Source organism: Streptomyces angustmyceticus (assembly GCF_019933235.1).
GTDB lineage: Bacteria > Actinomycetota > Actinomycetes > Streptomycetales > Streptomycetaceae > Streptomyces > Streptomyces angustmyceticus.
The window spans coordinates 1,861,629-1,875,170 of record NZ_CP082945.1 but is presented as its reverse complement, the minus strand read 5'-3'; the positions used below and the strand labels follow the sequence as shown (position 1 = coordinate 1,875,170).

Genomic DNA, 13,542 nt, shown 5'->3' with positions numbered 1-13,542 from the left:
CTCGGGTGTGCTGCGCCGCGCCGCGGTGCTCAGCGCTCCAGGACCAGCGCGAGCCCCTGTCCCACGCCGATGCACAGCGCCGCGAGCCCGGTGCCCGAGCCCGCGGCGGCCAGCTGGTGGGCCACCGCCCCTGCCAGACGCGCGCCGGAGGCACCCAGCGGGTGGCCGATGGCGATGGCGCCGCCGCGCGGATTCACCACGGCCGGGTCCAGCTCCGGCCACTGCCCGATGCAGCCCAACGCCTGTGCCGCGAACGCCTCGTTGAGCTCGAACGTGGTCACCTCGGCGAAGCCGCGCCCGGCCCGCTCCAGCGCCCGCCGCACCGCCTCGACCGGGCCCAGGCCGAACAGCTGCGGCTCGATGCCGGTCACCGCGCTCGCCCGGATACGGGCCAGCGGCTCGCGCCCGGTGGCCCGCAGCCCCTCCTCGTCCACCAGCAGCAGGGCCGCCGCACCGTCGTTGAGCGGCGAGGAGTTCCCGGCGGTGACCGTGCCTCCGGCGGGGCGGAACACCGGCTTCAGCTTGGACAGCGACTCCAGGGAGGACGCCTCCCTGATCGTCTCGTCGCGCGGCAGGTCCACGTCCGGCAGGGGCACCACCTCGTCGTCGTAGGCGCCCTCCCGCCACGCCCGCACCGCCTTTTGATGGCTGGCCAGCGCGAAGACGTCCTGCTGCTCGCGGGTGATGCCGTGCTGGTCGGCGATCAGCTCGGCGCCCTCGCCCAGCGCGACCGTCCACTCCGGGGCCATCCGCGGATTGACCATCCGCCAGCCCAGCGTCGAGGAGAACATCTCCTGATGGCCCGCGGGGAAGGCGCGTTCGGGCTTGCGCAGCACATACGGCGCACGGCTCATCGACTCCACACCGCCGGCCACCGCGATGTGCGCGTCGCCGTGCGCGATGGCGCGGGCCGCCTGGATGACCGCCTCCAGACCCGACCCGCACAGCCGGTTCACGGTCACCCCGGGGACGGTCACCGGCAGCCCCGCCAGCAGCACCGCCATCCGCGCCACATTGCGGTTGTCCTCGCCCGCGCCGTTCGCGTCGCCGAAGCAGACGTCGTCGATCCGCGCCGGGTCGAGGTCCGGGGTGCGGTCCACCAGGGCCCGGACCACATGCGCGGCGAGATCGTCCGGCCGGACCGCGGCCAGTGCGCCGCCGTACTTGCCGACGGGGGTCCGTACGGCGTCGACGATGTAGACATCCCGTGCGCGTGGGTCGGTCATCAGGCCCTGTCCTCGCTGTCCCGGCTCGACGGTCGGCGGACGGTACGAAGATCGCCACCCGCCGCCCCCGAGTCTTTGCCCGCCGCTGCCCGCTGTCAACGGGGCTCTTGGCCACCCTGCCCGCCCGCGGCGCCCGCGGCGAAAGCCATGATCCGGTCCCGGTACGGCCGGCGCGCTCTGAGAGAGTGGGGGCATGAGCGCAGCGCACACCCGTACGGGCCGCGGGCCCGGCGGCACCGGTCATGTGGTCGTCATCGGCGCGGGCATCTCCGGGCTGGCGGCGGCCCACCGGCTCCTCGAAGGCGGGGCCCGGGTGACCGTGCTGGAGGCCGCCGACCGGCTCGGCGGCAAGCTGCGGGCGGGGGAGATCGCGGGCGTACCGGTCGATCTGGGCGCCGAATCGATGCTGGCCAGGCGGCCGGAGGCGGTGGACCTCGCGCGCGCCGTCGGGATCGGCGACCGGCTGCAGCCGCCCGCCACGGCAGGCGCCTCGCTGTGGACGCGCGGCGCGCTGCGCCCGATGCCCACCGGCCATGTCATGGGCGTCCCCGGGGACCTCGGCCCGCTCGCCGCCTCCGGGGTGCTCTCCCCGGAGGGGCTCGCCCGGATCGACGAGGACGCCCGGCTGCCGCGCACCGAGGTCGGCGAGGACGTCGCCGTCGGCACCTATGTCGCCCGCCGCCTGGGCCGCGAGGTCGTCGACCGGCTCGTGGAGCCCCTCCTCGGCGGGGTCTACGCGGGCGACGCCTACCGGATCTCGATGCGCGCCGCCGTGCCCCCGCTGTTCGAGGCCGCGTGCGGACACCGCTCCCTGCTCGACGGCGTACGGGGCATCCAGGCGCGCACCGCCGCGACCGTCCACCAGGCCGGCGCCGCCGCGACCGGCCCCGTCTTCATGGGCATCGACGGCGGCATCGGGACGCTGCCGGGCGCGGTGGCCGACGCCGTACGGGCCCGGGGCGGCGAGATCCGCACGGGCACACCGGTCACCGGCCTGCGGCAGACCCCCGACGGCTGGCAGCTCGACCTCGACGGCACCGGGCTCACCGCCGACGCCGTCGTCGTCGCCACCCCCGCGCCGGCCACCGCCCGGCTCCTGGCCCCCGTCTGCCGGCCCGCCGCCGCCGAGCTGGAGTCCGTCGAGTACGCCTCGATGGCCCTGGTGACCATGGCCTTCCGCCGCTCGGACGTCGAGGGGCGGCTGACCGGCAGCGGCTTCCTCGTCCCGCCCGTGGACGGCCGCAAGATCAAGGCGTCCACCTTCTCCGGCAACAAGTGGGGCTGGGTGGGCCGCTCCGATCCGGACCTCTTCGTGCTGCGCACCTCCCTCGGCCGCTACGGCGACGAGGAGGACCTCACCCGCGAGGACGCCGAACTGGTCGGCTACTCGCGCGCCGACCTGCGCGAGGCCGTCGGGCTGACCGCCGCGCCTGTCGCCTCGCGGGTCACCCGCTGGAACGGCGGACTGCCCCAGTACCCGGTCGGCCACCTGGCGCGGGTGGCCCGCATCCACGACGCCGTGGGGCGGCTGCCGGGCCTGCGGGTGTGCGGCGCGCTCTACGGCGGCGTCGGCATCCCGGCCTGTATCGCCTCGGGCCGGACGGCCGCCGACGACATCCTCGCCACCCTGCGCCCGGTCCCCGCTCCCGCCGAGCGAGAATGGACGGCATGACAGACGCTTCCACCCCCGCTTCCGCGCCGCAGGCACCCGCGGCGCCCGAGAAGGTCCCGCACGCCGGCAAGAAGGCCAAGGACCTCAACGAGATCATCCGCTACACCCTCTGGTCGGTGTTCAAGCTGCGCGACGTCCTCCCGGAGGACCGCGGCGGCTACGCCGAGGAGGTCGAGGAGCTGTTCGCGCAGCTCGCGGCCAAGGACGTGGTGGTGCGCGGCACCTACGACGTGTCCGGCCTGCGCGCCGACGCCGACGTGATGATCTGGTGGCACTCGGAGAGCTCGGACGCCCTCCAGGAGGCGTACAACCTCTTCCGGCGCACCCGCCTGGGCCGCGCCCTGGACCCGGTGTGGTCGAACATGGCGCTGCACCGCCCCGCCGAGTTCAACAAGTCGCACATCCCGGCCTTCCTGGCCGACGAGCAGCCGCGCGCCTACGTGAGCGTCTACCCCTTCGTGCGCTCCTACGAGTGGTACCTCCTGCCCGACGAGGACCGCCGCCGCATGCTGGCCGACCACGGCAAGATGGCCCGCGGCTTCCCGGACGTGCGCGCCAACACCGTGCCGTCGTTCTCGCTCGGCGACTACGAGTGGGTGCTCGCGTTCGAGGCCGACGACCTCTACCGCATCGTCGACCTGATGCGTCACCTGCGCGGCTCCGAGGCGCGGATGCACGTCCGTGAGGAGATCCCGTTCTACACCGGCCGCCGCAAGCCGGTCTCCGAGCTGGTCGCGGGCCTGGCGTAACCCGCGGGGCCGACCGGGCTCCCCGGCGCGGCGCCGCCGCACACAGCGCCACGGGCCGCCCCCTCGGGGACGGCCCGTGGCGCATACGGCCCGCTACTTGCCCGGCAGCGCGTGCTGCGCCCGCATCAACTGCTGGCCCGGCACCGGCTCCGCGCGCGGCGTGCAGTACACCTTGCGCGCCGGGATCTTCCCGTGCAGCAGATACGCCTCGACGTACCTGTTCACACAGGCGTTGTCGCCGAACGCGATGCCGTGGGTGCCGGCCCCGTTCTCGGTGACCAGCGAGGAGCCGGGCAGCCGCCGCTGCAGCTCCAGCGCCCCCTTGTAGGGCGTCGCCGCGTCCCGCTCGGCCGCCAGCAGCAGCACCGGCGGCAGCGCGCCGGGCTCCGTGCGGACGTCGAGCGGACCGCGCCGCCCGTGGAGCGCCTCGTCGAGCTGGACCGAGGCCGCGTGACCGGCGGCGTCGGTCAGGTCCTGGCCGCCGGCGCGGCCGTCCGCACGGTGCGCGGCCGCGGCGAGCCCGGCCGCGGCCGTCTCCGCCCGGTCGGGCCAGAAGGCGCAGGGCAGATTCATCCAGGCGTTGTCCCAGGTCTCGAACGGCGCGATCCGGGCGACCTCGGTGTTGTCCCGGTCCCAGGTCCGCCAGTCGTGCGGCCAGCGCGCGTCGTTGCACTCCACGGCCGTGTAGACGGCGTTGCCGTTCTCCTCGTCCTTGGCGTTGCCGGGCCGCGGCAGGGCCTGGGCGGTCAGCGGCTTGGGGTTGCCGCGCAGATACGCCGAGAGCGCCTCGGCCCGCATCGGCCAGAAGGCGTCGTTGTACCCGGTCTTGAGGAACGCCGACTGCAGCTGGCCGGCGCCGATCTTCCCCTCCAGCGGGTGGCGGCGCAGCCGGTCCGCGGCCGTGTCGTAGGAGCGCTGCACCGCTCCCGTGGTCCTGCCGAGGTGGTAGCGGTCGTGGTGCCGGGCGGCCCAGCGCAGCCAGTCGTTCCAGCGGTGCTGGAAGGCGATGTCCTGATCGAGGTTGTTGCGGTACCAGATCTTGTCGGGCGCGGGATTGACGACGCTGTCGAAGAGCATCCGCCGGACGTGGCCGGGGAAGAGCGTCGCATAGACCGCCGCGAAGTACGTCCCGTACGAGGCGCCCATGAAGTTCAGCCGCCGCTCGCCGAGCGCGGCCCGCAGCATGTCCAGGTCACGGGCGTTGTTGACGGAGTTGTAGAACGGCAGGTCCGCGCCGTTCCGGCGGACGCAGCCGCGGGCGTACTCCCTGGCCTGGGCCAGCTTGCGCCGCTTGAAGGCGGCGTCGGGGTGCGACCGGCTGTCGGTGGGCGCCGTGGCGAACTTGTGGGGGTCCTGGCACGACAGCGGCGCCGAGCGGCCCACACCGCGCGGCGAGTAGCCCACGAAGTCGTAGACGCGGGCCAGCTTGTTCCACTTGGGGAGCCCGCCGTACAGCGGGAACTCCATGCTGGACGCGCCCGGGCCGCCGGGGTTGAAGACCAGCGTGCCCTGCCGTTCGCGGCGTGCCGTGGCCCGGATCCGGCTGACGGTGAGGTGGATCTTCTTGCCGTCCGGCCGCGCGTAGTCGAGGGGGACGGTGAGGGTGCCGCACTCGACGGACGACGGCATGTGCTCCACCGGTGCGCAGCGGCCGAAGCCGATGCGGTGCGCCACGGGCGCGGGTGGCGCGGCGGCCCCCGTGGCGCCACCCGCCGGGGCCGTGGCGAGGGCGGTCACCAGCAGCGACCCGATGGTGCCGTACAACGCAAGTGCTCTCACTGGCCGTCCCTTCGTGTGTGCATACAAAAGGGATAGTTGGGGCGTCGATTGTCGATGTAAAGCACCTGGCACCGGTGTCGGAGGCTATGCCCCGGAAGAGTGGAGCGCGGCGCGCAAGGTGGGGTCGGTGAGGGCAATGGGGCCGCGGAGGGCGAACGAGGTGAGAGAGGGGAGAGGGGCGGGGGAGCCGGAAGCGCGGGGCAGTCGCCGCCCTCCCGCTTCGGTCGCCCAGTCGCTGTACGGGTGCAGCTCGAAGCGGGCCACGGCCCAGGTGCCGAGCGTGAGGACCAGCGGGAGCGCGAACCAGCCCAGGAGCAGCCCGCCGTCCGCGCCGGCCGGCGCCATCCAGAGGGCGGCGGCGGCACACAGCACCACCACCAGCGCGGCGCCCCGCACCAGACGGACCCCGGTGGCGATGCCCGGGCGCACCGCGGCGGGCAGCGCCAGCCCGTCGGTCACCAGCCGCTCGGCCACCTCCCGCACCGCGGCGTCCCCGGAGAGCGACTCCCGTATCCGCGGTATGCGGCACTGCCCACCGGGGCCGATGGCGGTCAGGGCGGCGCGCTCGACGGCGTCCTCGGCGACCGGGTCGACGACGGTGGCCCACCCCGTCTCGGTGAGCAGCAGCCGCCGCTGCTGGGCCATCAGCACCAGGACGAGGTCGGCGAGGCGGTGCGGGCCGCCGGAGAGGTAGGCCATCTCATAGAGGGTCAGCCCGGCAGGGTCGCCGTCGGCGGCCGGAGCCGGGGCGGCCCCCGGCGCCGGCCGGGTGGTGCGCGCGGCGGATACCGCGGCACGGCACAGCAGCGCACAGGACAGAGCCGCCACGCCCGAGGCGAGGAGGAAGAAGAAGAGCCACATGCCCGAGGTTCTACGGGATCGGCACAAATACCGCCACAAAATTTCTCACGATCCGGGCGGCCGCGGGCACCGGCCCTCAGCTCCCGCCGCCGCAGCCGCCGCCCCCGCAGCCCGAACCGCCGCCACAGGACGAACCGCCCCCGCACGACGAGCCACCGCCGCAGGACGAACTGCTGCTGCCGCAGGACGAGCCGCTGCTGCCGCAGCCCGAACCCGAACCGCCGTCCGAGGAGCCGCACCAGGACCCGCCGTCGCTCCCCGCGCCGCCCCCGCCGTCCGCGGACGAGGACCCGCCGGACGACCCGGAACCGCCGCCCGGCGCGGCGGCCGTGGCACGCTGCGCCTCCTCGAACTGCTGCCGCAGCAGCTCGTCCGCGACCAGCGCCGTACCGCCCAGCGCCACCACCACCGCGGCCGGCTGCCAGACACCGGCCGCACCGCCCGCTCGGGGGTGCGCCGCCCGCGCCGAGCGCAGCGCGGCGGACCCCGCCGTGGTGATCCGGCGGTTGAAGACCTTCTTGCACAGCGACGCCACGACGAGACCCACCACGAGACCACCGAGCAGCGCCGGCAACGCCGGGGCGACCGACGTCGGGCCGTCCGTACCGCCCCCGATGAGGGAGAGCAGCACCGCGAGGAAGAAGCCGACCACACAGGCCGCCTTCTGGGCGCTCGCCAGCCGGCGCCAGCCGCGGCCCAGCTCCGGACGGCGCAGCAGACCGCGGTCCGCCAGCCGGTCGCCGACCCCCTGGACCGCCGGACCGCGCATCGCCGCGGTGCGCACCGCCACCAGCGCACCGCCGGGCGTCCGGGCGATCGCCTCCAGGACGCCCGCCTCGACCGCGTCCCGGGCGACGGCCCGGCGCACGGTCACCACGCCGGGACCGCCCACGGCCAGCCGGCCGTCCTCGTGCATCCCGGCGACCGCGGCGTCCACCACCCGGCCGGGACCGCCGGCGAGGAACGCCGTCTCCCACACGTCGTGGGCCACGGCGTCCCGCCGCCGGACCGACGGCGTCCGCAGACGTACCGAGACCGCGCCGCACAGGAGCACCAGCGACGAGACACCGAGGGCCGCCAGGGCCCACGAAGCGAAGGACATCGCGCTCACCCCCGCCCCAGGACGCGCCGCACGGCGCCCGCCAGCCGGGCAAGGGGCCGGTCCGACAGCGGCCTCGGCCCCGCGCGCTCCCGCCACCAGCGCGTCAACTGCCGTCGCGCGGCCGGGTCCTGGGGACGCGACCGGGCCAGCAGATGCGCCGCGAAGTCCAGGGCGTCTTGGCGGTAGCCGCCGCTCATGGGCCGGTGGCGCGCATAGTCGACGAACGCGGGCCGGTAGCCGGCGCCGAGGATCTCCGGCAGCTCCGGCGCGACCTTGGCGACCACGTCGGCCCGCTTGGCGGTCAGCGCCCGGCTCTGCACCCGCAGCCGCACCCGGTCGAAGCCCTCGGGGACCGGCGTCCCGGCGACCAGGGCGGACAGCAGCGCGGTCTGCGCGAGGGCCAGCCGCTCCCGCGCGGCGTCGGTGCCCGCGCCGGTGCCGGGCAGCGCCGCCGGCGGAGTGAGGGCGTCCGGCCGGCCGGGGGTGACCGGCCGGACGCGGGCGTCCGCCGTGGCTCCCGCGGCCGGCTCACGCCGCGCGGACATGGCGGGCCTCCTTCAGTACGGTGCGTATCGCGTCGAGTTCACCGGACAGCTCCCCGATCCCGGGGAAGTCCTCGTCCCGCTCCAGCAGCACACCGGGCGGGGTGGTCCGGGCGCACAGCTCGGCCAGCACGTCCAGCACGGGCCGGGTCACCGGGTGGGCATGGCTGTCGTGCCACACCCCGTCCCGCTCCACACCGCCCGCGACATGCACGTACGCCAGGGCCTCCAGCGGCAGCCCGTCCAGGGCGACCACCGGGTCCTCGCCCCGGTTGACGTGGTTCGTATGGAGATTGGCGACATCGATCAGCAGCCGCACCCCGGTCCGTTCGACGAGCCCGGTCAGGAACTGTCCCTCGGTCAGCTCCTCGCCCGGCCAGTTGATCAGCGCGGCGATGTTCTCCAGCGCCAGCGGCACCGGCAGGGCCTCCTGGGCGATCCGGACGTTCTCGCACAGCACGTCCAGCGCGTCACGGGTGCGGGGCACGGGCAGCAGATGCCCGGCCTCCATGCGCGGCGAGGCGGTGAGCGGACCGCCGGCCCGCACGAACGCGATGTGCTCGGTCACCAGCGGCGCGCCCAGCGCCTCGGCGCGTTCGGCGAGCGCGGTCAGCCGGCCGGGGTCCGGGCGGTCGGCGCCGCCGAGCCCGAGCGAGACCCCGTGCGGGACGACGGTGGTGCCACGCTCGCGCAACTCCTGCAAGGCGTCCGGGAGATGGCCGGGACAGACGTTCTCCGCCACCACCTCGACCCAGTCCACCCCGGGCAGCTCCGCGATCTCCGCGGCGATTTCCGGCCGCCAGCCGATCCCCGTACCCAGGCGCTCCATGGCTCCCCCTTCGCTCCGTGGTGTCGGTACTCATGGCCGCGGCAGGACGGAGCGAACCCTGCGGCGGACGAGTTCAGAGCTTGATTTGAGCTTGCGGTGCGAGGGCGGGGACAGGGCCCGAGCTTGCCGTAGCGGGGGGGCGGGGCCCGCCGTGCCTCGCGCGTGACGCGGCCTCCCGGTGGCCCGATCCGGTCGCGGGCCGGCCCTGTGGTTCCCCGACGCCGTCCCCTCTTCAACGGCTGCGCGGCAGCGCCCCGCGCAGCGCGGGATGGTCCGCGACGACCGTGCAGGAGCCGGGCGCGATCTCCGTGAACCCGGCGTCGCGCACCACGGGCAGGCCGCTGCGGGTCAGCTCCGCCCAGTCCGCCCCGCGAGCGGAGCGTACGGACAGGGGGAAGCCCGCCGCGCGCCAGGCGGCCCGTTCCTGCTCGGACAGTTCCCACCACGCCAGCTGGGCGCCGTGCCCCGCCTGCGCCATCTCCTTGCCCGCGGACATCTCCAGCCCGGGGTTGAACCACAGCACCGGCGCGCCCCCGGCGGGCGGCCCGGGTGGCCGGGGGTCGTCCAGCTCCGTGCCCGAGACCTGCAGCCGCGCCAGGTCCTTCGGCCAGCCGTCCAGCGGGACCGGCGGGAAGACCCGCACCTCGGCGCGGTGGCCGGTGACCGTGATGCCCGGCAGCGCCCCGGCCCGCCGCCACTCCGCGCCGCGCGCCCGCCGCACCACCTTCCGGATGCGGGCGTCCTGCCAGTCCCGTACCGCCGCGGCCCACTCGCCGTCCCCGGCCGCCCGCTCGTCCGACAGCAGCACCAGCACCGCCCGCGCCGCGGTCTCCAGCGCGTCCGTACGCGCCGGCGGCTCGGCCCGCTCGATCCGCGCGACGAGGGGCAGCACGAACTGCGGTGCGGCGTCCCGGTCGGTCTCCTCGCGGCATACCGGGCTCTCGAAGTCGTTGCCGGGCTGTCCGGCGGTCTCTGCGCTGGTCACCCGCCCAGTCTGCCAGCCGCCGCCGACAGCGCCCCCGCCGCTGTGGACAACCACCCGCAGGCCCGCCCGCTGCAGGCGCGCCGGGAACGCCAACGCCGCCCGTCCGGACCCGGGTTGGCGGCGGACCGCGCCGACCGCGCCGACGTACGGGCGCCGGACGGCCCGTCCGGCTACCGTCGGGGACGGCGGAGCGGTCGGCCGCCGACGGGCAGGCGGAACGCGCGGGGCCATCGACGACGGGGCAGCGGGCGGGGCCGCCGGGAGACGGTGGAGGTGCCGGAACGCATGAGGCTGGACGGGGTGGGGCGGCGCTACGGGGTGCGCGGCCCCTGGGTGCTGCGGGAGGTGCGGCTCGACGTGCCCGCAGGCACGCTGCTGCGCATCGAGGGCACCAACGGCAGCGGGAAGTCCACCCTGCTGCGGCTGCTGGCCGGCATCGACCGGCCCACCACCGGACGGATCACCGGCCGCCCGCGCAGCGCCTATGTGCCCGAACGGTTCCCGGCCGCGCTCCCCTTCACCGCCGCCGGCTACCTCACCCACCTCGGCCGCGTCCACGGACTGCGCGGGCCCGAGGCGGCCCGCCGGGCCACCGAGTGGCTCGCCCGCTTCGGCGCGGCCGGACACGCCCGCACCCCGCTGGCCGAGCTGTCCAAGGGGACCAGCCAGAAGGTCGCGGTCGCCCAGGCGCTGCTCGCCGCACCCGGACTCCTGGTCCTGGACGAGGCATGGACCGGCCTGGACCAGGGCGCCAGGGAGGTGCTCGACCGCGCCGTCGCCGAACGGGTCGCGGACGGCGGCTCCGTGGTCTTCGTCGACCACGACCCGCAGCGCCTGGCGGGCGCCGCCGACGCCCGCTACCGGGTCGCGGACGGCCGGCTGCTGCCCCACGAGGAGAGCGGCCAGGCGGAGTCCGCGGCCTCCGTGACGGGCCCCCGGGTGGTCATCGAGGCCGAAGCCGCACCGGGAACGGCCCCGCCCGGCGCGCCGGGGCACCCAGCCGACGGCGCACCACGGCTGCCCGGCGGACCGGAGGTCGTGCCGCGGCCGGACGGCATGACCCGGCTGACGGTCCCCGCCGTCCACTCCGACGCCCTGCTGCGTGCCCTGCTCACCGCACGGCCGCCTTGGCACATCCGGTCGGTGACCGGTGCGGGCACTGGCACGGGCACTGGCATTGGCACGGGCACTGGCATTGGCACGGGCACTGATGCCGGCACCGGAGCGGGGCCGGAGGACGGTTCCGGCGAGGGCGCCCCCGCATCCGGGCCTGCGTCCACCACCGCTCCTGTGGCCCCCTCCACGCCTGCTTCCCCCACCGCGCCTGCTCCCGCATCCGCCGCGGGTCCCGTATCCGCTCCCGCACCCGACGAGGCTCCCCTCCCGTGACCGCTCTCCTCCGCTATCAGGCGGCGTTGCTCATCGGCTCGCACCGCTGGCTGCCGCCGGTGATCCTCTACGCCGCCTGGCTGGCCATCGGCGTCCAGAGCGGCGGCCCGGTCCTCGACGCGTTCGGCTACGCCGCGGGCGGTCTGCTGCCCGTCGCCGTATGGCTGACCCGGGTCTGTGTCACCAACGAGCCGCCGGCCGCCCGCAATTGCACCGCGGCGGCCGCCGGGCCCGGCCGGGCGCACCTCGCCGCGGTGCTGACCGCGGTCTGCGCCGCGACGCTGCTCGCCCTCCTCGGTACGGCACTGGCGCTGCTGCTCTCCGACCCGCACTCCAGCGACCATCGGGCCGTCCCGCTCGCGCCCGCGGCGCTCGCCGGGCTGCTCGCCGCGCTGGTGTGCCTGCTGACGGGCACCGCGATCGGCGCGCTGAGCAACTGGCCGGTGCTGCGCAGCCCCGGCTGGAGCATCCCGGTGGGCATGCTCGCCGCCCTGCTGCTGCTCGTCCTGGGCGTCTCGCCCGCCAACGCCGCCATCTCGGACCTGATCACCGGCTCCCTCCACGGCACCGTCACCACCCCGTGGCTGCCGCTCGCCGGCACCGTCCCGCTCGCGACCGCCGCCACCGCCGCTGCTTGCGCCCTCAGCTCCCGCCGGGGGTGAGGCGCCCGCCGAAGGCGGGGGTGGAGGCGGGCATGGGCGCACTCGGGGGAGGGCGCGGCGGGCTCTGGCACGGGCTCGGGGAGGGCTCCGGAGCGGGCTCGGGGGAAGCCCCGGCAGGGGCTCGGGAAGGCTCGGGCAGGAGCCCGGGGGAGGGCCCTGGCCGGGCTCCGCCCTGCTCCGCGGATTTCTCCCCCGCCCCCTCCCCCTCTCCCCCTTCGGGGGAGGGGGCGGGGGGTGGGTTCGGGGGTGGGGGGGGGAAGCAGCCGCCCGCCCGACACGCCGCCCACCACCCCACCACCCCACCACCCCACCACCCCACCGCCCCCCCCGGGCGCCGGACCAGGATTCAGTGGTGCCAGGGCCCCGTCACCGCGAACGTCGTCCCGGGGGTGTAGCAGTTGACGTACATCGTCCGGTGGTCGGGCGAGAAGGTCACTCCCGCGAACTCGCCCCACTCCGGCTTCTCCGGGGTGCCGATGTTCTGCCGGCCGCGTGCCATCGGATAGACCTCGCCGCGCCGGGTGAGGCCGAAGACGTGCTGGGCGCCGTCGCCGTCCTCACAGACCATCAGGCCGCCGCTGGGCGCCAGGCAGATGTTGTCGGGGGACTCGCCGGGCAGCTGGAGGTCGCTGTCCGGGCCGAAGACGACGACCTGGGTCAGCCGCCGCTTCTTCGGGTCGTACCTCCAGACCTGGCCGTAGTGGTCGGCTGCCGAGCCGTCCTTGCGGTGCGCGAAGCTGGAGACGAAGTACACGCAGGAGCCGCCCCAGTAGCAGCCCTCCAGCTTCTGGGCGTGGGTGACGCCGCCGGGGCCGAAGTCCTGGAAGCGGATCGGGGTCTGACGGGCGAGCGGGTCGGGCACGTCCACCCAGGTGACGTCGTCGAAGGTGGTGCCGGGCCGCTGGACGGTGGAGAGATCGGGCACCCCGGGGACCCGCAGCGCCTGGAGGCGGCCGCCGGCCCGGAGGGAACCGCGGCCGCCCCTCGGCTTGTTGGGCAGGAAGCGGTAGAACAGGCCGAAGGGCTTCTCGAAGGCGTCCTCGGTCTCGTAGACGATGCCGGTGCCGGGGTCGACGGCGATCGCCTCGTGCTGGAAGCGGCCCATCGCGGTCAGCGGGACGGCGCCGGTGCGCAGCGGGTCGTACGGATCGACCTCGAAGATGAAGCCGTGGTCCTTGGTGTAGTTCTCCTCACCGGCCCGGAACTCGGTCTCCTCGCAGGTCAGCCAGGTGTGCCAAGGGGTGGGGCCGCCCGCGCAGTTGGTGGACGTACCGGCGATGGCGACCCGCTCCGAGAGCACCCTGTTGTCCCGGTCCAGGGCGAGGGCCGTGCAGCCGCCCTCGCCGCCCGGGTCGTAGGTCAGCTCGCGGACCGTGGGGACGGCCTGGCGGGAGCCGGTGCGGTTCTCGTGGTTGCGGACGAGGAACGTGCCGCCGCGGTGACCGCCGGGAAAGGCGGCCATGCCGTCGCAGTTGCCGGGGACCTTGCCCTCGCCGGAGCGCAGCGGGTCGCCTTCCCTGGACAGGACCCGGTAGCGGAAGCCCCGGGGGAGGTCGAGCAGGCCGTGCGGGTCGGGGACCAGCGGGCCGTAGCCGCGCTGTCCCATGCTCCGGGCGGTCGCGGTCCCCGCGAAGAGTTCGGTGAGGCTGCCGGAGAAGGCGATCCCCGCCCCCAGCACTCCGGTTCTGGCCAGGATCTGACGTCGTGTCGCGGACATGGGCAACTCCCTGTTGGCGGACAGGTGAC

Annotated in this window: 9 protein-coding genes and 2 pseudogenes; 4 read left to right on the top strand and 7 right to left on the bottom strand. The window is 75.5% G+C overall.

Translation table 11 applies throughout. The features are described 5' to 3' along the window. Positions 1 to 29 precede the first annotated feature (29 nt). Complete coding sequence (locus tag K7396_RS08695; RefSeq protein WP_086720352.1) at positions 30 to 1,226, bottom strand: thiolase family protein; 1,197 nt, start codon at positions 1,224 to 1,226, stop codon at positions 30 to 32. Between the two features lie 193 nt (positions 1,227 to 1,419). On the opposite strand from K7396_RS08695, the gene hemG reads away from it, so the two are divergent. Both hemG and hemQ read left to right on the top strand, forming a co-directional pair. Then, positions 1,420 to 2,898: a protoporphyrinogen oxidase gene (gene hemG / locus K7396_RS08690; protein ID WP_086720351.1), complete on the top strand. Its 1,479-nt coding sequence runs from the start codon at positions 1,420 to 1,422 to the stop codon at positions 2,896 to 2,898. Beyond that, positions 2,895 to 3,647 (top strand): hydrogen peroxide-dependent heme synthase, encoded by a 753-nt coding sequence (hemQ, locus tag K7396_RS08685; RefSeq protein ID WP_086720355.1) that lies wholly within the window; start codon positions 2,895 to 2,897, stop codon positions 3,645 to 3,647. Before hemG ends, hemQ begins: the two co-directional genes overlap by 4 nt. Positions 3,648 to 3,740: 93 nt before the next feature. On the opposite strand, the gene K7396_RS08680 is transcribed toward hemQ, so the two are convergent. The 5 genes and pseudogenes from K7396_RS08680 to K7396_RS08660 all read right to left on the bottom strand — a co-directional run bounded on the left by K7396_RS08680 (position 3,741) and on the right by K7396_RS08660 (position 9,745). Beyond that, positions 3,741 to 5,426 (bottom strand): alpha/beta hydrolase, encoded by a 1,686-nt coding sequence (locus tag K7396_RS08680; protein ID WP_223659787.1) that lies wholly within the window; start codon positions 5,424 to 5,426, stop codon positions 3,741 to 3,743. Between the two features lie 84 nt (positions 5,427 to 5,510). After that, positions 5,511 to 6,287 (bottom strand): TIGR04222 domain-containing membrane protein, encoded by a 777-nt coding sequence (locus K7396_RS08675; protein WP_152104286.1) that lies wholly within the window; start codon positions 6,285 to 6,287, stop codon positions 5,511 to 5,513. Between the two features lie 76 nt (positions 6,288 to 6,363). Further along, a complete protein-coding gene (locus tag K7396_RS08670; protein ID WP_086719071.1) occupies positions 6,364 to 7,389 on the bottom strand; it encodes a TIGR04222 domain-containing membrane protein in 1,026 nt (341 codons plus the stop codon). Between the two features lie 5 nt (positions 7,390 to 7,394). Further along, positions 7,395 to 8,760, bottom strand: a pseudogene (locus K7396_RS08665) (multinuclear nonheme iron-dependent oxidase). 232 nt (positions 8,761 to 8,992) lie between these two features. Then, a complete protein-coding gene (locus K7396_RS08660) occupies positions 8,993 to 9,745 on the bottom strand; it encodes an aminoacyl-tRNA hydrolase (RefSeq protein ID WP_086719073.1) in 753 nt (250 codons plus the stop codon). 285 nt (positions 9,746 to 10,030) lie between these two features. Here K7396_RS08660 and K7396_RS08655 point away from each other — a divergent pair. Together K7396_RS08655 and K7396_RS08650 are read left to right on the top strand one after the other, a co-directional pair. After that, positions 10,031 to 10,891: pseudogene (locus K7396_RS08655) on the top strand (ABC transporter ATP-binding protein); the annotation flags it as partial. A gap of 239 nt (positions 10,892 to 11,130) precedes the next feature. Next, positions 11,131 to 11,796: an ABC transporter gene (locus tag K7396_RS08650; RefSeq protein WP_152104287.1), complete on the top strand. Its 666-nt coding sequence runs from the start codon at positions 11,131 to 11,133 to the stop codon at positions 11,794 to 11,796. A gap of 346 nt (positions 11,797 to 12,142) precedes the next feature. Here K7396_RS08650 and K7396_RS08645 read toward each other — a convergent pair whose 3' ends face one another. Further along, on the bottom strand, positions 12,143 to 13,513 hold the full coding sequence (locus K7396_RS08645; protein WP_086719820.1) for an alkaline phosphatase PhoX: 1,371 nt from the start codon (positions 13,511 to 13,513) through the stop codon (positions 12,143 to 12,145). Positions 13,514 to 13,542 lie beyond the last annotated feature (29 nt).

Coding starts and splice junctions, on each gene's coding strand:
- K7396_RS08675 (WP_152104286.1), bottom strand. CDS start 6,287: ATGTGGCTCTTCTTCTTCCTCCTCGCCTCGGGCGTGGCGGCTCTGTCC.
- K7396_RS08645 (WP_086719820.1), bottom strand. CDS start 13,513: ATGTCCGCGACACGACGTCAGATCCTGGCCAGAACCGGAGTGCTGGGG.
- hemQ (WP_086720355.1), top strand. CDS start 2,895: ATGACAGACGCTTCCACCCCCGCTTCCGCGCCGCAGGCACCCGCGGCG.
- K7396_RS08670 (WP_086719071.1), bottom strand. CDS start 7,389: ATGTCCTTCGCTTCGTGGGCCCTGGCGGCCCTCGGTGTCTCGTCGCTG.
- K7396_RS08695 (WP_086720352.1), bottom strand. CDS start 1,226: ATGACCGACCCACGCGCACGGGATGTCTACATCGTCGACGCCGTACGG.
- hemG (WP_086720351.1), top strand. CDS start 1,420: ATGAGCGCAGCGCACACCCGTACGGGCCGCGGGCCCGGCGGCACCGGT.